Consider the following 18,488-nt stretch of genomic DNA (forward strand, 5'->3'; position numbering starts at 1 on the left):
GCGTTCGAGGAGATCCTTTGAAGAAGAGTTGCAGTCTGATGCTGGCGGGCGCCCTGTTGCTGGGGACCGGCTGGCTGGCGCCGACCCAGGCCCAGGAGCCGAAGAAGACCACCCTGGTGGAGCGGGGGTCGATGTACTACAGCTTCGAGACGCACCTGCTCGACTCGGCGGATGGCAAGCGCCGCTATCGGGTCTATATCGGCATTCCCAAGCAGCCGGCGCCGATGATGGGCTATCCCGCGCTGTTTCTGCTCGATGGCGATGCCGCCCTGGCGCAACTCCAGGATGTCTGGCTGTCGCCCCATAAACTGAAGAGTGCCCCGGTGCTGGTGGCGATCGGCTACGCCGATGCCGCGGACGCCATGCAGGAGCGCACCTACGACTACACCCCGGCGGTGGGCAATGGCCGCGCCCGCGACGACGTGCGCAAGGACTGGCCGGCAGGAGGCTCGCGGGCCTTTCTCGACCTGATCGAGCAGCGCATCAAGCCGCTGCTGACCCAGAGCGTGCCGGTGGATCCCAATCGCCAGACGCTGTGGGGCCATGGCTACGGCGGCCTCTTCGTGCTCGACACCCTTTATAGGCAGCCGCAGGCGTTCCAGCGCTATGTGGCGAGCGATGTCGCCTTTGGCTGGCAGCAGGGCTTCATTCTCAAGCGGGCGCAGGAATTCCAGGGCGTGGGCGGGGCCCGGCCGGTGCAGCTCTGGCTGTATTCCGGTACCGAGGACCTGACCCGCAAGGTGGCGCCCGATGCCGCCAAGCGACTGGCCGAACGTCTGGCCGGACTGCCGGGGATGCAGGTGACGCCCGAGATACGGCCCAACCTGGGGCCGGAGGGCGTGCTGTCAGTGAGCCTGCCCGCGGCCCTGGAGGTGGCCAGCGACGGTGCCGCCACGCGCCGACCCTAGCCAGGCGCCGGACGGGTAGGGTCAGCGGGGCTTTGGGAGTATCATGGAAGGCTTTCACCCTTGGCGGAACGAGCTGATTCATGAGTCTGCACTATCCCACCATCGCCGATTGCATCGGTAACACACCGCTGGTGCGCCTGCAGCGCCTGGCCGGCGACACCCGCAGTACCGTGCTGCTCAAGCTGGAAGGCAACAACCCGGCGGGCTCGGTCAAGGACCGCCCGGCGCTGTCGATGATCCGCCAGGCCGAGGCCCGCGGCGACATCCAGCCCGGGGATACCCTGATCGAGGCCACCTCCGGCAATACCGGGATCGCCCTGGCCATGGCGGCGGCCATCATGGGTTACCGCATGATCCTAATCATGCCCGACAACTCCAGTGCCGAGCGCAAGGCAGCCATGACCGCCTATGGCGCCGAGTTGATCCTGGTAAGCAGGGAAGACGGCATGGAAGGGGCGCGGGATCTGGCCACCCGCATGCAGGCCGAAGGCCGCGGCAAGGTGCTCGACCAATTCGGCAACGGCGACAATCCGGTGGCCCACTACCTGGGTACCGGTCCGGAAATCTGGCGCCAGACCCATGGCAGCATCACCCATTTCGTCAGCTCCATGGGCACCACCGGGACCATCATGGGCACCTCGCGCTATCTCAAGGAGCAGAATCCCAAGGTGCAGATCGTCGGTTTGCAACCGGAGGAGGGCGCGGCCATCCCCGGCATCCGTCGCTGGCCGGAGGCCTATCTGCCAAAGATCTACGAGGCCAGCCGCGTGGATCGCATCATCGACATGGGCCAGCAGGAAGCCGAGGACACCATGCGCCGCCTGGCGCGGGAAGAAGGCATCTTCTGCGGCGTGTCGTCCGGTGGTTCGGTGGCGGGCGCTCTGCGCATCGCCCGGGAAGTGGACAATGCGGTGATCGTCGCGATCATCTGTGACCGAGGCGATCGCTACCTGTCGACCGGCGTCTATGACGCGCGCTAAGCGGGGCGGTGGCGGACTGCGCTTCCAGCCGGCCGGTGGCGCCCGGGCGACCGGGGTGCCGACCGGCAAGCGGCAGCTGCTGGGCATCGAGCGGCTGTCCCATGACGGGCGCGGCATCGCTCACGAAGGCGGGCGGACCTGGTTCGTCGCCGGCGCCCTGCCGGGCGAACGGGTCGAGGCGCGGGTGCTCGGTGCCCGCAGTCAGGTAGTCGAAGCCCGTACGCTAAGAGTGCTGGAGGCCAGTCCGCTGCGGCGCAAGCCGCCCTGCAGCGTGGCCGACCGCTGCGGCGGTTGCACCCTGCAACACCTGCCCCATGCCGATCAGCTGACCCTCAAGCAGGAGGCCCTCGCCGATCAGTTCCGCCGACTGGCCGGGGTGCAGCCGCTGGCCTGGGCCGCGCCCATGGTCGGACCCGAATTCGGCTATCGCCGTCGCGCCCGCATCGCGGTGCGCTGGGACGAACGCCAGGGCCGCCTGGAAGTGGGCTTTCGCGCCGAGGCCAGCCAGGACATCGTCACCCCTGACGACTGCCTGGTGCTGATACCGGAACTGCAGCCCCTGCTGCGGGCGCTGCCCGAGCTGCTGAGCGGGCTGGAACGGCCCCAGGCGATCGGGCACGTCGAACTCTTCCAGGGGACGGCAACCGCCTTGCTGGTGCGCCATACCCAGGCGCTGCTGCCGGGTGACCAGGCGCGCCTGCGCGACTTCTGCGCGGCGGCCGGCGTCCAGCTCTGGTGGCAGGGCAAGGGCGAGCCGCAACCGGACCAGGCCGCCGCCAGGCTGGGCTATCGGCTGGCGCCCTGGGACCTGACGCTGGCCTATCAGCCGGGCGACTTCGTCCAGGTCAATGCCGCCATCAACGAAGCCATGGTCGCCCAGGCGCTGGACTGGCTGGCGCCCAAGGCCGACGACCGGGTCCTCGATCTCTTCTCCGGCCTCGGCAACTTCGCCTTGCCGCTGGCGCGGCAGGCGGCGGCCGTCACCGGGATCGAAGGGGTCGCGGCGATGACATCCCGGGCAATACAAAATGCGCGTGACAACGGCATCGGCAACGCGCACTTTCTACAGGTGGACCTGTCGAACCCGCTACCCGCCGATCTGGGCAGCCATTCGCTGGCGCTGCTGGATCCGCCGCGCGACGGTGCGCTGGAAGTGGTCCGGCAACTCAGCGGCCTGGGTATCGGGCGACTGGTCTATGTCTCCTGCAATCCGGCCACCCTGGCGCGGGACGCGGGAGAGCTGGTCCGACAGGGCTATCGCATGACAAGAGCGGGCATTCTCGACATGTTCCCGCAGACCGCCCATGTGGAAGCCATGGTGTTGTTCGAAGCGGGCGGGATGCCCGGGTAACGACGGCTCGCCAACCGATGCGAGCCAATCCGGCGAAGGCACCGCCGTGAGGAAGGGGTAGATGGTACAGGTCAGAGCGCATCAGCCAGTCAACGTCGATGGCAGCATCAACCTTCACGCCTGGCTGGATCACATCCAGAGCGTGGATCCGAATCTCGATCGCGAGACCTTGCTGGATGCCTGCGGCTTCGCCCGCACGGCGGAGGAGAATTCCGGCCAGGTCGAGCACACCTGGGCGGAGGGCACCTCCAGTTTCCATACCGGGCTGGAGATGGCCGAGATCCTGGCCGATCTCAAGCTGGATCAGGACAGCCTGATCGCGGCCATCGTCTACCGGGCGGTGCGCGAGGGCAAGGCGACCCTGGAGTCGGCCGCGGAGCATTTCGGGCCGGTGGTGGCCAAGCTGATCGAAGGCGTGCTGCGCATGGCGGCGATCAGCGAGAGTCTCAATCCGCGCAAGTCCATGGTGCTGGGCAGCCAGACCCAGGTCGACAACCTGCGGCGCATGCTGGTGGCCATGGTCGACGACGTGCGCGTGGCCCTGATCAAGCTGGCCGAGCGCACCTGCGCCATCCGTGCGGTCAAGAACGCCACCGAAGAACGCCGCAACCGGGTGGCTCGCGAGGTGGCCGACATCTATGCACCCCTGGCCCACCGCCTGGGCATCGGTCATATCAAGTGGGAGCTGGAGGACCTGTCCTTCCGTTACCTGGAGCCCCAGCAGTACAAGCAGATCGCGACCCTGCTGCACGAGCGGCGGCTGGATCGCGAGCAGTACATCGCCGATGTCATGCAGCAGCTGCGTGACGAACTCACCGCCACCGGTATCAAGTCCGACATCAGTGGCCGGGCCAAGCACATCTATTCCATCTGGCGGAAGATGCAGCGCAAGGGCCTGGAATTCAGCCAGATCTACGACGTGCGCGCGGTGCGGGTGCTGGTACCCGAGGTGCGTGACTGCTACACCGCGCTGGGTATCGTGCATACCCTGTGGCGGCACATTCCCCGCGAGTTCGACGACTATATCGCCAACCCGAAGGAGAACGGCTACCGTTCCCTGCACACCGCGGTGATCGGTCCTGAGGGCAAGGTGCTGGAGGTGCAGATCCGCACCCACGCCATGCACGAAGAGGCCGAACTGGGGGTCTGCGCCCACTGGCGCTACAAGGGCACCGATGTCAAGTCGGCCTCCAACCACTACGAAGAGAAGATCTCCTGGTTGCGCCAGGTGCTGGAATGGCACGAGGAGCTGGGCGACATCGGCGGCCTGGCCGACCAGTTGCGCGTCGACATCGAGCCGGACCGGGTCTATGTCTTCACTCCCGACGGCCACGCCATCGACCTGCCCAAGGGCGCGACGCCGCTGGACTTCGCCTACCGGGTGCACACCGAGATCGGCCACAACTGCCGTGGCGCCAAGATCAACGGCCGCATCGTGCCGCTGAACTACCAGCTGCAGACCGGCGAGCAGGTGGAGATCATCACCGGCAAGCAGGGCTCGCCCAGCCGCGACTGGCTCAACCCCAACCTCGGCTACGTCAACACCTCGCGGGCCCGGGCCAAGATCGTCCACTGGTTCAAGTTCCAGGCGCGTGACCAGAACGTTGCCGCCGGCAAGGCCATGGTCGAGCGCGAGTTGTCGCGCCTGGCGCTGCCGCCGGTGGACTTCAATACGCTGGCCGAGAAGGTCAACTACAAGGGTGCCGAGGACATGCTGGCGGCCCTGGGCGCCGGTGACCTGCGCCTGGCCCATGTGATGCACGCCGCCCAGCAGCTGGTGGAGCCGGACAAGGGCGTCGATACCCTCGATCTCCTGCCGCGCAAGCCGACCAACAAGCCAGGCAAGCGCGGCGATGTGCAGATCCAGGGGGTGGGCAACCTGCTCACCCAGATCGCCGGGTGCTGCCAGCCGGTGCCGGGCGACGCCATCGTCGGCTACATCACCCTGGGGCGCGGCGTGACCATCCACCGGCAGGACTGCGCCAACGCCCTGCAGCTGGCCAGTCGCGAGCCGGAGCGGACCATTCAGGTGAGCTGGGGCCCGGTGCCGGTGCAGACCTATCCGGTCGATATCGTCATCAAGGCCTTCGACCGCTCCGGTCTGTTGCGCGATGTCTCGCAGATCCTGCTCAACGAGCGGATCAACGTGCTGGCGGTGAACACCCGCTCCAATCGCGAGGAAAACACCGCCAACATGCTGCTGACCATCGAGATCCCCGGCCTGGACGCCCTCGGTCGTCTGCTCGGACGGATCTCCCAGCTGCCCAACATCATCGAAGCCCGGCGCAATCGCGCCGCCTGAGCCGGTGACGATGCCCCCACGAGGCGCCTCCTGGCGCCTCGTTCTTTTTCCAGTGACAGGATTCACCCAATGTACAAGCTCGACGACCTGCTGCACCTCATGGCCCGGTTGCGCGACCCCCAACACGGTTGCCCCTGGGACCTGCGCCAGGACTACGCCAGCATCGTGCCCCACACCCTGGAAGAGGCCTACGAGGTCGCCGACGCCATCGCCCGGCGGGATTTTCCGCAGCTGCGCGACGAGCTGGGCGATCTGCTGTTCCAGGTCGTCTACTACAGCCAGCTGGGGCGCGAGGATGGCCATTTCGACTTTGCCCAGGTGGTGGATGGCATCACCCGCAAGCTGGTGCGGCGCCATCCCCATGTCTTTCCCGATGGCGACCTGCATGGCCCGCTGGACCTGCCGCGGCTGGACGAGCCGACCATCAAGCGCCGCTGGGAAGAGATCAAGGCCGAGGAGCGGGCGGAAAAGGCCGCGGCGCCCGAGCAGCTGTCGCTGCTGGACGACGTGCCGGCCGCGCTGCCGGCCCTGAGTCGCGCGGCCAAGCTGCAGAAGCGTGCGGCCAATGTCGGCTTCGACTGGGCCGATGCCACGCCGGTGGTGGCCAAGATCCAGGAGGAACTGGATGAGGTGCGCGAGGCCATGGCCAACGGCCAGGCGGCCCAGGTGGCGGAAGAGGTCGGCGATCTGCTGTTCGTGATGGTCAACCTGGCGCGGCACCTGCAGGTCGACGCCGAAGACGCCCTGCGCCAGGCCAACGCCAAGTTCGAGCGGCGCTTCCGCTTCATCGAAGAGGCGCTGAAAGCCCAGGACCGCACGCCCCAGGAGGCCAGTCTGGAGGAGATGGATGCCCTGTGGGACGCGGCCAAGGTGGAAGAGAAGGGCGCCGTCGGGCATTCGTTGCGGCGGGGGTAGGGGAGGTTTTTGCGGGTTTTGTCGCGGCCATGCCGGTGCGCCGTAGCGACCGGCCTGACTGGACTATCGCGGCCATGGGCCGCTCCTATAAAAGCATCACTCCCTGTAGGAGCGGCCCATGGCCGCGATAAGAGAATTGAGCTGGATATCTACGGCATCCGCTCCCAACCGTACGACAGATCCGGTTGGTCGGCCAAATGCGCCGGGCACTTGCCCTTGAGGTGCCAGGCGAAGGCGATGATCTCGGCCAGGGTGCGATAGAGCGCCTCGGGGATTTCCGCGCCCAGCTCCAGGCGCGCCAGGATGCGCACCAGGTCGGCGTTCTCATAGATGGGCACCTCGTGCTCCCGGGCGGTGGCCAGGATGAGTTCCGCCAGTTCGGCGTCGCCCTTGGCGGAGAGGATGGGGGCGCTGCTGCCGTCATAGGACAGCGCGATGGCCTGGCGGGCGGCGGTCGTGCTCATGCGGTGTCGTCGATCCAGCGTTGTTCGAGGGAGGTGCGCGGATGGCGTGCGGGACGGCCCTGGCGGCTGCTGAGGTCGCCGACCACGAAGCCGGCGGCCAGCAGGCGCTCGCGCAGATGGGGCAATTCGGTATCGATCAGGGTGACGGTGGCGCCTTTTTCCGCCCAGAACTCGCTCGACAGCCGGCCACTGGCCAGTTGCGCGCGTACCTGCAGCGGGCCGAGCGGCGCCAGATCGAAGGCCAGTTCCACCTTCCACAGGCTGTCGCGGGCTTCACCGCGGCTGTCCGGCGGCGGTCGTTCCTCCTGGAAGCGCACCTGCACCGCGCCAAGGCGCTCGCCATCGCGCCAGGGGATCTCGGTCTGCCAGGTGGAGAGGTAATAGCCGTCGGGCAAGACCTGGGTCTGCGCCAGGCTGGCGAGCTGGTGGGTCTGCAGCCGGGCGATGACGCCAGTGGCCAGTTGCAGCAATTCGTCGAGTTCGGCGTTGGCGGCACTGAGGCCGCGACCGTCGCGCTCACCCAGGGGAAAGTCCAGGGCGGTGGGCTGGCGACTGGCGGTGGCGGCGTCGCCCAGCGCCCGGCGCAAGGCATCGGGCAGATTCTGCTGGGCGGTTTGGATCGCGACCTGGGGATTGCGCAGGGCGTCGCCCGGCAGGCTCGCCAGTAGCCGATCCACCAGGCGCAGCAGGTTGGCCTTGAAGTCTTCCTGGAGCTCGGGACCGCCGCGATCCAGCAGTTGCTGCTCCAGTTGCAGACCGCTGCGCGCCAGGGCGCGCGCCCAGCCCTGCGGGGTGGTCAGGGCCTCGGTGTGTTCCAGATTGGCCAGCAGGGACTTGAGCGCCGCACCCACCGACGGTGGCAGGTCCGCCTCGGGGACGTCCTCCAGCCATTGCAGCAGGGCATTCATCGACAGCTGGCGCTGTCCCTGGCCCTGCAGCTGGCGGTCGATGTCGAGCTGGTCGAGGCGCTGCGCCATGGGCAGCACCGTGACCTCCTGGCTGTCCTTGATCACCACGGTCAGCAGGCTGCCCACCGGCACCGGGCGGGGCGATTCCAGCTTGAGCTGGCGACCTTCGAGGCTGGAGCTCAGGGCCTTGGTGATCACCTCATAGGTAGGCGCCGCGCCGGGTGGCTGTTGCAGCAGGCTGCTCAGCACCCGCAATTGCAGGGTGGTGCCCACCGGCAACTGGCGCAGATCCAGTTGCTGCAGCGGCGGCGGTGGCGCGTCGCCTTCCAGGCTCTGCAGCAGTACGGCCAGCTGGGTGGAGCCAAGGGTGCTCACCAGCAGCTGGCTGCCCACCGGCAGGTTATTGGTCGGACTCTGGGTGGTGAGCAGGACGCTGCCGCCCTCGGCCAGCTGCAGTTGCAGTAGGAACTGGAAGCTCTGGCCGGCCGGACGGGTGGCCAGCACCTCGGCGGTGGCCGTGCTGCCGGGCGGAATCAGGTCGTCGAGGGATTGCAGGGCCTGCAGGATCTGCGCCCCTGCGTCCGACGCCTGCGCCGCCGCGGCCCGGACGGGCAGGGCGGGCGAGACGCCAGCGCTGGGTTGGATCGCGGAGATGGAAGTCATCGGGCAGGTCCGGTGGAATCGCCTGTGTATAATGGCGCGCCTTCAAGGGCGTGTGCCGGGTTAACGGCCAGCGCCCGACCGACTTTAGTGCCGTGAGAACCCCTGTCTTGAATCAGCCCCTGCTCGACGCCGTCGCGCTCCGTTGCGAACGGGGCGGTCGCCTGCTGTTCGACGACCTGAGTCTGAGCGTGGCGGCGGGCGAATCGCTGCAGATCGGGGGCGTCAACGGCAGTGGCAAGACCAGCCTGCTGCGCATCCTGGCGGGACTGCTGCCGGCGGATGCCGGTACGGTACGCCGGCCCGCCGCCGCCGAACTGCTCTGGCTGGGGCATGCGCCCGGCATCGCCGAAGGGCTGACCGCGGCGGAAAATCTCCATAGCCTGGCCAATCTGTGGCGCCCGACGACCCGGGAGGCCTGCTGGACCGCCCTGGCGGCGGAGGGGCTGGCCGACTGGGCGGACGAGCCCTGCCGGCAGCTCTCGGCCGGCCAGCGTCGCCGCGTCGCCCTGGCCCGTCTCCAGCTGCCCGCGCCGCCGCGGCTCTGGTTGCTGGACGAACCCTTCACCGCCCTCGACGCCAGCACCTGCGCGCGGCTGGAAGCGCGCCTGCAGGCGCATTGCGCCGCGGGTGGCGCCCTGGTGCTGACCAGTCACCGCGAGCTGGAAACCGCCCCGGCCGCCCATCGCCTACTCTGGCTGGACGCTGGTCGATGAGTGGCGCCTGGCTGGCCATCCTCGGGCGCGAAGGGCGCCTGGCCTGGCGCCGACCGGCGCTGTGGCTCACGCCTCTGGCCTTCCACGCCTTGGTGGTGACCCTCTTTCCCCTGGCCCTGGGGCCCGATAGCCAGCAGCTGGCCGCCCTGGCGCCGGGACTCTTGTGGATCGCGCTGTTGCTGGCCCTGCTGCTCGGTCAGGAAGCCCTGTTTCGCAGCGAGTGGCAGGACGGTTCCCTGGAACTCTGGCTGCTGGCGCCCCAGCCCTTGCCGCTGCTGGTCCTGCTCAAGCTGCTGGTGCACTGGTGCTTCGCCGGCCTCGGCCTGGTCGCCCTGACGCCGGTACTGGCGCTGATGCTGGGGCTGCCCGCCGCGGCCCTGCCGGCGACCCTGGCGGCCCTGACCCTGGGCAGTCTGGCCCTGACCCTGATCGGCGCCATCGGCGCGGCCCTCACCGTGGGCCTGGCCCGTGGCGGGCTGCTGCTGGCGCTGCTCAATCTGCCGCTGCAGATCCCGGTGCTGATCCTTGGCGCCAGCACCCTGGACGCGGCGCGGCTGGGCCTGCCGGTAGCGGGGCTGCTGCTCTGGCTGGGCTGCCTGACCCTGCTGGCCCTGACCCTGGCCCCCCTGGCGATCGCCGCCGGCCTGCGCATCGGCGCGGCCCAATGACGAGGACGACATGAACTGGACCTGGCTGCATCGCCTGGGCTCTCCCGCCATCTTCTATCGCCTGGCCGGCCGGCTGCAGGGGCCCTGCCTGGCGCTGGCCGGACTGCTGCTGGCCGTCGGCCTGGGCTGGGGGCTGTTCCTGGCGCCGCCGGACTATCAGCAGGGCGACAGCTTTCGCATCATCTATGTGCATGTGCCGGCGGCCTTTCTGGCGCAGTCCTGCTATCTGCTGCTGGCGGTCGCCGGGGCCATCGGCCTGGTCTGGCGCCTCAAGCTGGCCGATGTGGCCCTGCGCGCGGCCGCGCCGATCGGCGCCTGGATGACGGTGATCGCCCTGGCCACCGGGTCGCTGTGGGGCATTCCCACCTGGGGCACCTGGTGGATCTGGGACGCCCGGCTCACCTCGATGCTGGTGCTGCTGTTTCTCTATCTGGGCGTGATCGCCCTGGGGCAGGCCATCGACCATCGCGAGAGCGCCGCCCGGGCCTGCGCCATCCTGGCGCTGGTGGGCTCGGTCAATCTGCCGATCATCAAGTATTCGGTGGAGTGGTGGAGCACCCTGCACCAGCCGGCCACCTTCAGCCTGGTGGAGCGTCCCCCGATGCCGGCGGCCATGTGGCTGCCGCTGCTGGTGATGGTGCTGGCGTTCTACCTGTTCTTTGCCGGCGTGCTGCTGCAGCGCATGCGTCTGGAAGTGCTCAGGCGCGAATGGCGCAGTCGCTGGGTACGCCTGGAACTGGGCGAGGAGGGCGCGTGAGCGGCGTGGACTGGGCGCAAGCCCTTGGCATGGGGCGTCATGGCCTCTATGTCTGGCCGGCCTTCGGCCTGACCCTGATCGTCCTCGGCGGCCTGCTGCTGCACGGCTGGCAGGCGCGTCGCCGGCTGCAGCGGGAGTTGCGCCAGCGCTGGCGGCGGGAGCGGCGGCCATGAATCCGGTTCGTCGTCGTCGGCTGCTGTGGATCCTGCTGCTGTTGCTGGGCGTAGGGGGCGCAGCGGCGCTGGCCCTCAGCGCCCTGCAGCAGAATATCAACCTCTTCTATACCCCGAGCCAGATCGCCCGAGGCGAGGCGCCGCGCGATACCCGCATCCGCGCCGGCGGCATGGTGGAGCAGGGCAGCCTGGTACGCGCCGCGGATTCCCTGGCGGTGAGTTTCGTCATCACCGATTTCCAGCAGGAGGTGCGGGTGAGCTATGCCGGCATCCTGCCGGATCTGTTCCGTGAGGGGCAGGGCGTGGTGGCCCTGGGTCGACTCGACGACCAGGGGCGCCTGGTGGCCGACCAGATCCTTGCCAAGCACGACGAGAAATACATGCCCCCCGAAGTGAGCCAGGCGCTGCGCCAGGCCGGACGGCCGCTCGACGGCGCGAGGCCGGCGCCATGATCCCGGAACTCGGACAACTCTGCCTGCTGCTGGGGCTGGCCATGGCTCTGGTGCAGGGCACCCTGCCGCTGCTGGGCGCCTGGCGCGGGCAGGCCGACTGGATGCGCCTGGCGCGCCCGGCCGCCTTCGGCCAGTGGCTGTTCCTGGCGCTGGCCTTTGCCGCCCTGACCTGGGCCTTTCTGCAGGACGACTTCTCGGTGGCCTATGTGGCGGCCAACTCCAACAGTCGCCTGCCCTGGTACTACAAGGTCAGCGCCACCTGGGGCGCCCACGAGGGCTCCCTGCTGCTCTGGGCGCTGATCCTGGCGGGCTGGAGTCTGGCGGTGGCGTGCTGTTCGCGGGCCTTGCCCCAGGCGCTACTGGCGCGTGTGCTGGGCATCCTCGGGCTGGTGGCCACGGGATTCCTGACCTTTCTGGTCGCCACCTCCAATCCTTTTGCCCGCCTGCTGCCGCAATTTCCGCGGGAGGGCAACGACCTCAATCCGCTGCTGCAGGACCCCGGGCTGATCCTGCATCCACCCATGCTCTACATGGGCTACGTCGGCTTTTCGGTGGCCTTCGCCTTCGCCCTGGCGGCGCTGCTGGAAGGCCGGCTGGACGCGGCCTGGGCGCGCTGGGCCCGGCCCTGGACCCTGCTCGCCTGGGCCTTTCTCGGCTGCGGCATCGTGCTCGGTTCCTGGTGGGCCTACTACGAACTGGGCTGGGGTGGCTGGTGGTTCTGGGATCCGGTGGAAAACGCGTCCTTCATGCCCTGGCTGGTGGGCACGGCGCTCCTGCACTCCCTGGCGGTGACCGAGAAACGCGGCCTGTTCAAGGGCTGGACGGTGCTGTTGGCCATCGCCGCCTTTTCCCTCAGCCTGCTGGGGACCTTTCTGGTGCGTTCGGGGGTGCTGACCTCGGTGCATGCCTTCGCCAGCGATCCCACCCGTGGCGTCTTCATCCTGGCCTTCCTGCTGCTGGTGGTCGGCGGCTCGCTGGCGCTGTTCGCCTGGCGTGCGCCGGCGCTCAGCGGCTCGGTGTCCTTTGGCCTGGCGTCGCGCGAGGCGCTGCTGCTGATCAACAACCTGATCCTGGTGACCGCCGCCGCCACGGTCTTGCTCGGCACCCTCTATCCGCTGGTGATCGACAGCCTGACCGGCGCCAAGCTGTCGGTGGGCCCGCCGTATTTCGACCTGCTGTTCGTGCCGCTGATGGCGCTGCTGATGCTGGCCCTGGGCGTCGGGGTGCTGGTGCGCTGGAAAAGCAGCCCGGGTCGCTGGCTGGCGCGCCTGCTGGCACCCATCCTGCTGGGCTGCGCGGCCTTGGCCGGTCTGCTTGGCTGGTGGCTGGATCAGCCCAGGGCGGCGATCCTGGCGGTGCTCGCGTTGGCGGCCTGGATCCTGTTGACCGCGCTGCGCGACGCGCTGGGCAAGGTGGCGGCGCTGGGCTGGCGCCGCGGCCTGCGCAGTCAGCCCCGCAGCTACTGGGGCATGCACCTGGCCCACCTGGGGCTGGCGGTGCTGGCCCTGGGCGTGGTGCTGGCCAGCCAGCTAGATGTGCAGCGCGATCTGCGCCTGGCGCCGGGCGAGCACGTCGAACTCCAGGGCTATCGCTTCGGCTTCGCCGGTACCCAGCACTACGAAGGGCCCAACTTCACCGCCGAGCGCGCCCTGCTGCAGGTCGAGCGCGAGGGCCGGGTGGTCGCCCTGCTGACCCCGGAAAAACGCCGCTATCTGGCCAGTGGCGCGGTGATGACCGAAGCCGCCATCGACGCCGGCCTGACCCGCGATCTCTATGTGGCCCTCGGCGAGCCGCTGGGGCAGGGCGCCTGGGCCGTGCGCCTGCAGATCAAGCCCTTCGTCCGGCTGATCTGGCTTGGTGGCCTGCTCACCGCCCTGGGCGGCCTGCTGGCCCTGGCCGATCCGCGCTATCGCCGCCGCCGGTCGTCTTCCCCTGCCTCTGCCGCGGAGTCCCGCTGATGCGCCGTCGCCTGTTGCTCTGCCTGCCACTGCTGGCCTTTCTGGTGCTGGCCGGCTTTCTCTTTCGCGGGCTCTATCGCGATCCCCAGGCCCTGCCGTCGGCGCTGGTCGGCCAACCCTTTCCGGCGTTTTCGCTGCCAGGCGTGCAGGACGACCGCCTGTTCACCCGGCAGGACCTGCTCGGCCGCCCGGCGCTGGTCAATGTCTGGGGCACCTGGTGCGTGGCCTGCCGGGACGAGCACCCGCTGCTCACTCGACTCAAGGCCGAGGGCGTGGTGATCCACGGCATCAACTACAAGGATGACAACGCCAGCGCCCGCCGCTGGCTGGCGGAGTTCCACGATCCCTACCAGCTCGATATTCGCGACGACGAAGGCCGGCTGGGGCTGGACCTGGGCGTCTATGGCGCGCCGGAGACCTTTCTCGTCGATGCCCGGGGCGTGGTGCGCTATCGCCATGTCGGGGTGATCGATCAGCGCGTCTGGGACGCAGACCTCGGGCCGCGCTATCGCGCCCTGGTAGCGACGCCATGAGGGCCGGCTGGCTGCTGCTGTTGCTGCTCTGGTCGATCCTGAGCCAGGCGGCCATCGACCCCTATGGCTTTCGCGACGACGCTGAGCGTGCGCGCTTCCAGGCGCTGACCCGCGAACTGCGCTGCCCCAAGTGCCAGAACCAGGACCTGGCCGATTCCAATGCGCCCATCGCCGGCGATCTGCGCCGCGAGATCCAGCGCCTGATGGCGGCCGGGCAGAGCGATGCCGAGATCATCGCCCACCTGGAGCAGCGCTACGGTGAATTCATCCGCTATCGACCGCCTTTCGAGGGGCGCACCCTGCTGCTGTGGCTGCTGCCGGGCCTGGGCCTGCTGGGCGGTGCCGGCCTGCTGCTGGTCCTGACGCGGCGGCGCCGGCCGGAGCAGGCCTTGAGCGAGGCCGAACGCCAGCGCCTGGCCGCGCTGCAGGCGGAGGAGGAGCCATGATGCCGACCTTCTGGGGATTGGCGGGGCTGCTGCTGATCCTGGCGCTGCTGATCCTGCTGGTACCGCTCCTACGCGGCGGACCCGCCACGGCGGACCAGCGCGCGGTGCTCAATCGCACCCTCTATCAGGAGCGCCTGGCCGAAGCCCGGGCGCGGGCGGCCCGGGGCGAGCTGGACGACCAGGCCCTGGCGCTGGCCGAAGCCGAGGCCGGCCGCAGCCTGCTCGCCGACAGTCCTGCCGAGGAGGCTTCGCCCCAGCGCCGCGGCCGTCGCCTGGGGGTCGCGGTCGCCCTGGGCGGCCCGGCCCTGGCCCTGGGGCTCTACCTGCTGCTGGGCGGCTGGCCGGCCTGGCAACTGAGTCAGCGTCTCGCCGCGCCGCCGGCCTCGCCCCAGGCGCTACTGGCCGATCTGGAGGCAGCGACGCGACTGCAACCCCAGGCGGCCGACAACTGGTACCTGTTGGCACGCGCCTATGCCGGCCTGGGTCGCTACCGGGATGCCGTGGCCGCCTTCGAACAGGTCATTCCTCGTGATGGCCGGCGCGCGGAGGTCCTTGGGCAACTGGCCCAGGCCCGCTTCTTCGCCGCCGGGCGCCAGCTGGATGCCGAGACCCGGGCGCTGGCCGACGAAGCCCTGGCCGCCAATCCCGGGGAGCCCACCACCCTGGGGCTGCTGGGCATGGCTGCCTACGAACGGGGGGGCTACGCCGAGGCGGCAGGCTACTGGCAGCGGCTGGTCGCCGTGCTGCCAGCGGGCGATCCCCTGCGCGCCACCCTTGCCCAGGGAATCGCCCGGGCGGAGACGGCGGCGCGGGCGGCCGGTCAGGCGCTGGCCACGCCGGGGCTCGAGGTGGAGGTCCGCCTGGCGCCCGCGGTGGCGCAGCGGGTACGGCCCGAGGACAGCGTCTTCGTGCTGGCCCTGGCGCTGGATCAGCCCGGTCCACCGCTGGCGGTACGGCGATTGCGGGTTGCCGATCTGCCCCGGCGGGTACGCCTGGATGACCGCGACGCCATGCTGCCCCAGCGCAAGCTGTCCGACCACCGGCGGGTAAGACCCGTGGTGGTGATCGCCCGGGGCGGCGATCCGCTCAAGGGCGACTGGCGGCATGAGGGACAGCCACTGGAGCTCCCTTCTAGTGCGTTCAGCCTATTGCGCGTGGAGGTCGGTGATGCCATTGCGCCATGATCGGCCAGGATTCCAACACGCAGGGCAGGGAAGGCATGTACACCTATGAAGACGCCGTCGCGGCGACCCGCGAACTCTGTCGCCAGATCGAGAACGTGCCTGTCCGGCGGCGGGCGGTCCGCGAGGACTTCTACAGGAGCTTTGGCGACGCCGACAACGATGGCCTGAGCTATGGCGATTCGGAGCTGGCCTTTCTCGACTGGGAAATCCAGGCCGGTGTCCTGGATCCCGTGACCGGCAGCGCCTGGTGGCGCAACGTCAATCTGCACTTCATCTATCTGTCCGAGCTGGCCGGTTGCCTGGCGCAGCATGGCCTGGCCGGTGACCAGGCGCCCTATCCGACGCGCTGCTGGCTGACCTTCATCGCCGATCCCACCCCGCGTCACTGGTACCGGGCGCACAACGCCTCCATCCTCGCCGGCTTCGCCCTGCATCAGGAAGAGGCTCGCGCGGAGAATGCGGTAGGTCAGCTGTTCCTCAACATCACCCTCTATCGGCTGATGTTCGCCCAGGCGCTGGTGGAGGAGGCGACGCTGTTCGCCGAGCTGGGGGCCCTGCTGGCCGATCCGCGCGGCTTCTCGGTCAAGCTGCTGGTCAGCCTCGCCGAGTTCTATCCCCCGCATTATCCCCTCACCGAGGCGGATCGCGAGGTCATCGAGGGGCACGGGCTGGGTATCGAGGAACTGGGCGTGCGCCTCATGGACGGCTGGATTCGCTTCGAATTACACAAGCTCTACAGCGAGGCCGCCGTCTGGAACCAGGCGCCCGAATTGCTGGCTTACCTGGACGGCGGCGAGCCGTGCTATCCGCCTGCCGTGGACCGCTGCACCGAGCGGGCAGCGGCCCAGACGGTGGCGCTACTGGAAGGCGTCCTCGCCGGGCAGGACCTCACGGTGGCCGAGCAGGGCGCGAGCGGTCTGCAGGCCGGATAGGGTCGCCGACTCCACGCAGCCCATGTTGAAGCCGTTGTCGATCCAGTCGCCGGTCAGGTAGAGGTTGCGGCAGACGCTGCCGTCGGTGGTCAGCCGATGGCGGCTGCTGCCGGCCACGCTCTGCACATAGCGCTCGCTGGGATCGACGTTGGCGCGCCAATATTGATAGTCGAAGCGCGCCTGGCCCTGGACCTCGGGGGGTGCCAGCAGGAAGTCCCAGCGATAGCCCGCCGGGGTCACGGCTTCCGGCCAATAGGCACCCAGCTTGCCGTTCATGAGGTCGAGGAAGGCCTGCTTCACCTTGGCGGCTTCCTGCTGCGGATAGTCATCCTTTTTGCCGATGGGTGGGGCGGCCGCGGCGGCGAGCACCCCGCAGAAATAGCTGATGTCCGCCGGCGGCGTGCCGCTCGACCAGTCCTCCCGCTCCACCAGGTAGCTGACATCGGCCCAGGAGTCCATCGCCTGGGCGGCGAAGCCCAGCAGCTCGGGGGCCTGGCCGCCCTCGGGCGAGCCGCTCCAGCCCAGTTGCCAGGCGTCGCGATTCTGCCAGAGTTGCACCGCCTGGGTGGCGACGGTGGCCACCTGCCGGGTCATGCGCGCGAACGCCGGGTCCAGGGCGCACAGGCTGGGGGCCAGGTCGGCCAGGCCGGCCACGGAGATCCCCAACACCACCTCGTCGAAGTCGCGGTCGACCTGCAGTTCCAGCCGCTCGACGCCCTGCCAGCCGCTCCAGTTGGATTCCAGGTTGATCTGGCCCTTCTGCAGGTCCCGGGCGATCTGGTCGTCGATTTGCTCGTACAGCGGGGCCGAGGGCCAGCAGGGCAGGCCCTTGACGTCCACCAGCGGCTGGTAGGCGGCGCCCTTGAGCCTGACCTGGCGCTGGATCTGGAGGCGCGTCACCCGCGGACCCTGGCTGTCGTCGGCGGCTTCGATGGCGGTCACCTGGTGGAAGAAGCGGAAGTCCACCCCGCGGCGCGCGAGCACCTCGTAGTAGGGCGCGAAGACCACGTCGCCCATGCCGGCCTGCATGCGCCAGATAAAGGAGCCCTTGGCCGTGGTCAGGGCCAGCAGGGCGGCGCGCAGCACGGTGCCGGCCTCGACGTCGGGCTGGGCGAGATCGCCGTCGCGATAGGCGAAGATGCCGCCGTGCAAGGACTTGAGCACCGCGCCGTCCAGGGTCGCGGCGCTGGCGCCATGACGGCTCAGCCAGGCCTGGAAGGTTTCTTCGTTGAGCGCCGCGAAGCCCTTGGCATAGACCTCGTCGGCGAGCATGCCGATCAGCACGGTCAGGCCGAAGTCCATCAGCAGCCACAGCCGGTGGGCCTTGACGTGGGTCTGACTGCGGTCGTGCAGGATGTCGCCGAGCAGGCCGCGGAGCTTGCGCAGCAGCGCCAGCAGCACGGGATGGTCGACGCCGTCGGACAGCGCCGTGCGGGCCTGCTGCAGCTGGCGCTCCGCCTCGTTCAGGAGCCGCTCTTGCAGCTCCTCGCGGCATTGTGCGCGCAGCCGGGCAAACAGGCCACCTGACGCAGCGGCAGTCGGGGTGTCGTCCACCTCGCCCAGCCGCAGCAGCCACTCCAGCAGATCGCCGAGGGCGGCCATGAAGGGCTTGGGATTCCAGCCCTCGCCGGGCTTGCCGGGCAACGCCAGGGTGTCGATGGGCCAGGTGGTCCACTGCGCCTGGAAGTCGTCGGCGAAGGCGGTGTGGGAATGCGGGAAGAAGGCCTCGTCGAGGGTCGCCAGCGGCGCGCCGGCGGGCCGGCCCAGTTCCTCGTAGCACTGCCTCAGGTTATGGAAGGCGTTGTAGTAGAAGCCGAACCAGACATGGATGCCGTGTTCCTCGATGCGCTGGTGGTCGGTGGCATTGCGTCCACTGGCCCCCTTGCCGCCGAGACGCCAGCCCTGCTGGTACAGGGTGATCTGGTAACGCTCTTGCCAGTTGGGCTCATTAGTAAGACGAAAGGCGGTGGTGACGGCGGACACGCCGCCGCCCAAGATGGCGATCTTGCGGACAGAAGGTACAGCGTCCATGCCTATTGCTCCGAAGTGTGCAAATTGTTGCACCAGTGGACGAATGCCAGATGATGGCTAGGGTAATATCACTTTATCGAAAAGTTCCCTTGAGACTTTAGCAAGGCAACGGAAATAGTTGAGGCGCTGGCGCGGCGTAGACCGGTCGGC

The 18,488-nt window shown here is 68.9% G+C and carries 18 protein-coding genes; 15 read left to right on the forward strand and 3 right to left on the reverse strand.

The window, feature by feature from the left end; genetic code table 11:
* The first annotated feature begins 17 nt into the window (after positions 1–17).
* From PSEK12I1_RS23800 to mazG, 5 genes are all read left to right on the forward strand, one after another.
* Positions 18–908, forward strand: a complete 891-nt coding sequence (locus tag PSEK12I1_RS23800; protein WP_169742403.1) for an alpha/beta hydrolase — start codon at positions 18–20, stop codon at positions 906–908.
* Between the two features lie 80 nt (positions 909–988).
* A complete protein-coding gene (cysM, locus tag PSEK12I1_RS0113685) occupies positions 989–1,888 on the forward strand; it encodes a cysteine synthase CysM (protein WP_007158967.1) in 900 nt (299 codons plus the stop codon).
* A complete protein-coding gene (gene rlmD / locus PSEK12I1_RS0113690) occupies positions 1,875–3,239 on the forward strand; it encodes a 23S rRNA (uracil(1939)-C(5))-methyltransferase RlmD (protein ID WP_027601885.1) in 1,365 nt (454 codons plus the stop codon). Before cysM ends, rlmD begins: the two co-directional genes overlap by 14 nt.
* A 61-nt stretch (positions 3,240–3,300) precedes the next feature.
* Complete coding sequence (gene relA, locus PSEK12I1_RS0113695) at positions 3,301–5,541, forward strand: GTP diphosphokinase (RefSeq protein WP_007158965.1); 2,241 nt, start codon at positions 3,301–3,303, stop codon at positions 5,539–5,541.
* 69 nt (positions 5,542–5,610) lie between these two features.
* Complete coding sequence (gene mazG / locus PSEK12I1_RS0113700; protein ID WP_027601886.1) at positions 5,611–6,456, forward strand: nucleoside triphosphate pyrophosphohydrolase; 846 nt, start codon at positions 5,611–5,613, stop codon at positions 6,454–6,456.
* 149 nt (positions 6,457–6,605) lie between these two features.
* Here the strand turns inward: mazG and PSEK12I1_RS0113705 are convergent, their stop codons facing one another.
* Both PSEK12I1_RS0113705 and PSEK12I1_RS0113710 read right to left on the reverse strand, forming a co-directional pair.
* Complete coding sequence (locus PSEK12I1_RS0113705) at positions 6,606–6,920, reverse strand: EscU/YscU/HrcU family type III secretion system export apparatus switch protein (protein ID WP_007158963.1); 315 nt, start codon at positions 6,918–6,920, stop codon at positions 6,606–6,608.
* The gene (locus tag PSEK12I1_RS0113710; RefSeq protein ID WP_027601887.1) at positions 6,917–8,491 is read right to left on the reverse strand and encodes a flagellar hook-length control protein FliK; all 1,575 of its coding nucleotides are present in this window, start codon (positions 8,489–8,491) and stop codon (positions 6,917–6,919) included. Before PSEK12I1_RS0113710 ends, PSEK12I1_RS0113705 begins: the two co-directional genes overlap by 4 nt.
* Before the next feature lie 107 nt (positions 8,492–8,598).
* On the opposite strand from PSEK12I1_RS0113710, the gene ccmA reads away from it, so the two are divergent.
* The 10 genes from ccmA to PSEK12I1_RS0113760 are packed head-to-tail and all read left to right on the forward strand — an operon-like array spanning position 8,599 to position 16,307.
* Positions 8,599–9,204, forward strand: coding sequence for a cytochrome c biogenesis heme-transporting ATPase CcmA (ccmA, locus tag PSEK12I1_RS0113715; RefSeq protein ID WP_027601888.1), 606 nt, complete (start codon positions 8,599–8,601; stop codon positions 9,202–9,204).
* A complete protein-coding gene (ccmB, locus tag PSEK12I1_RS0113720) occupies positions 9,201–9,872 on the forward strand; it encodes a heme exporter protein CcmB (RefSeq protein WP_027599850.1) in 672 nt (223 codons plus the stop codon). The genes ccmA and ccmB overlap by 4 nt, the downstream gene beginning before the upstream one ends.
* A gap of 10 nt (positions 9,873–9,882) precedes the next feature.
* The gene (locus tag PSEK12I1_RS0113725) at positions 9,883–10,629 is read left to right on the forward strand and encodes a heme ABC transporter permease (RefSeq protein ID WP_027601889.1); all 747 of its coding nucleotides are present in this window, start codon (positions 9,883–9,885) and stop codon (positions 10,627–10,629) included.
* Positions 10,626–10,802 (forward strand): heme exporter protein CcmD, encoded by a 177-nt coding sequence (ccmD, locus tag PSEK12I1_RS24405; RefSeq protein ID WP_074583134.1) that lies wholly within the window; start codon positions 10,626–10,628, stop codon positions 10,800–10,802. Before PSEK12I1_RS0113725 ends, ccmD begins: the two co-directional genes overlap by 4 nt.
* The gene (ccmE, locus tag PSEK12I1_RS0113735; RefSeq protein WP_027601890.1) at positions 10,799–11,254 is read left to right on the forward strand and encodes a cytochrome c maturation protein CcmE; all 456 of its coding nucleotides are present in this window, start codon (positions 10,799–10,801) and stop codon (positions 11,252–11,254) included. The genes ccmD and ccmE overlap by 4 nt, the downstream gene beginning before the upstream one ends.
* Positions 11,251–13,212, forward strand: coding sequence for a heme lyase CcmF/NrfE family subunit (locus PSEK12I1_RS0113740; protein ID WP_027601891.1), 1,962 nt, complete (start codon positions 11,251–11,253; stop codon positions 13,210–13,212). Before ccmE ends, PSEK12I1_RS0113740 begins: the two co-directional genes overlap by 4 nt.
* Positions 13,212–13,745, forward strand: coding sequence for a DsbE family thiol:disulfide interchange protein (locus PSEK12I1_RS0113745; protein ID WP_027601892.1), 534 nt, complete (start codon positions 13,212–13,214; stop codon positions 13,743–13,745). The genes PSEK12I1_RS0113740 and PSEK12I1_RS0113745 overlap by 1 nt, the downstream gene beginning before the upstream one ends.
* Entirely contained in the window at positions 13,742–14,191 is a 450-nt protein-coding gene (locus tag PSEK12I1_RS0113750; protein WP_027601893.1) for a cytochrome c-type biogenesis protein, read from the forward strand. The genes PSEK12I1_RS0113745 and PSEK12I1_RS0113750 overlap by 4 nt, the downstream gene beginning before the upstream one ends.
* The gene (gene ccmI / locus PSEK12I1_RS0113755; RefSeq protein WP_231501005.1) at positions 14,188–15,375 is read left to right on the forward strand and encodes a c-type cytochrome biogenesis protein CcmI; all 1,188 of its coding nucleotides are present in this window, start codon (positions 14,188–14,190) and stop codon (positions 15,373–15,375) included. Before PSEK12I1_RS0113750 ends, ccmI begins: the two co-directional genes overlap by 4 nt.
* A 35-nt stretch (positions 15,376–15,410) precedes the next feature.
* Positions 15,411–16,307 (forward strand): hypothetical protein, encoded by an 897-nt coding sequence (locus tag PSEK12I1_RS0113760; protein ID WP_027601895.1) that lies wholly within the window; start codon positions 15,411–15,413, stop codon positions 16,305–16,307.
* Here the strand turns inward: PSEK12I1_RS0113760 and PSEK12I1_RS24870 are convergent.
* Entirely contained in the window at positions 16,233–18,338 is a 2,106-nt protein-coding gene (locus tag PSEK12I1_RS24870) for an NAD(P)-binding protein (RefSeq protein ID WP_037006986.1), read from the reverse strand. The genes PSEK12I1_RS0113760 and PSEK12I1_RS24870 overlap by 75 nt on opposite strands.
* Positions 18,339–18,488 lie beyond the last annotated feature (150 nt).

The sequence above is a fragment of the Pseudomonas sp. MOIL14HWK12:I1 genome (genome assembly GCF_000510705.1).
GTDB lineage: Bacteria > Pseudomonadota > Gammaproteobacteria > Pseudomonadales > Pseudomonadaceae > Chryseomonas > Chryseomonas oryzihabitans.

Coding starts and splice junctions, on each gene's coding strand:
- cysM (WP_007158967.1), top strand. CDS start 989: ATGAGTCTGCACTATCCCACCATCGCCGATTGCATCGGTAACACACCG.
- rlmD (WP_027601885.1), top strand. CDS start 1,875: ATGACGCGCGCTAAGCGGGGCGGTGGCGGACTGCGCTTCCAGCCGGCC.
- relA (WP_007158965.1), top strand. CDS start 3,301: ATGGTACAGGTCAGAGCGCATCAGCCAGTCAACGTCGATGGCAGCATC.
- mazG (WP_027601886.1), top strand. CDS start 5,611: ATGTACAAGCTCGACGACCTGCTGCACCTCATGGCCCGGTTGCGCGAC.
- PSEK12I1_RS0113705 (WP_007158963.1), bottom strand. CDS start 6,920: ATGAGCACGACCGCCGCCCGCCAGGCCATCGCGCTGTCCTATGACGGC.
- PSEK12I1_RS0113710 (WP_027601887.1), bottom strand. CDS start 8,491: ATGACTTCCATCTCCGCGATCCAACCCAGCGCTGGCGTCTCGCCCGCC.
- ccmB (WP_027599850.1), top strand. CDS start 9,201: ATGAGTGGCGCCTGGCTGGCCATCCTCGGGCGCGAAGGGCGCCTGGCC.
- PSEK12I1_RS0113725 (WP_027601889.1), top strand. CDS start 9,883: ATGAACTGGACCTGGCTGCATCGCCTGGGCTCTCCCGCCATCTTCTAT.
- ccmE (WP_027601890.1), top strand. CDS start 10,799: ATGAATCCGGTTCGTCGTCGTCGGCTGCTGTGGATCCTGCTGCTGTTG.
- PSEK12I1_RS0113740 (WP_027601891.1), top strand. CDS start 11,251: ATGATCCCGGAACTCGGACAACTCTGCCTGCTGCTGGGGCTGGCCATG.
- PSEK12I1_RS0113745 (WP_027601892.1), top strand. CDS start 13,212: ATGCGCCGTCGCCTGTTGCTCTGCCTGCCACTGCTGGCCTTTCTGGTG.
- PSEK12I1_RS0113750 (WP_027601893.1), top strand. CDS start 13,742: ATGAGGGCCGGCTGGCTGCTGCTGTTGCTGCTCTGGTCGATCCTGAGC.
- ccmI (WP_231501005.1), top strand. CDS start 14,188: ATGATGCCGACCTTCTGGGGATTGGCGGGGCTGCTGCTGATCCTGGCG.
- PSEK12I1_RS0113760 (WP_027601895.1), top strand. CDS start 15,411: ATGTACACCTATGAAGACGCCGTCGCGGCGACCCGCGAACTCTGTCGC.
- PSEK12I1_RS24870 (WP_037006986.1), bottom strand. CDS start 18,338: ATGGACGCTGTACCTTCTGTCCGCAAGATCGCCATCTTGGGCGGCGGC.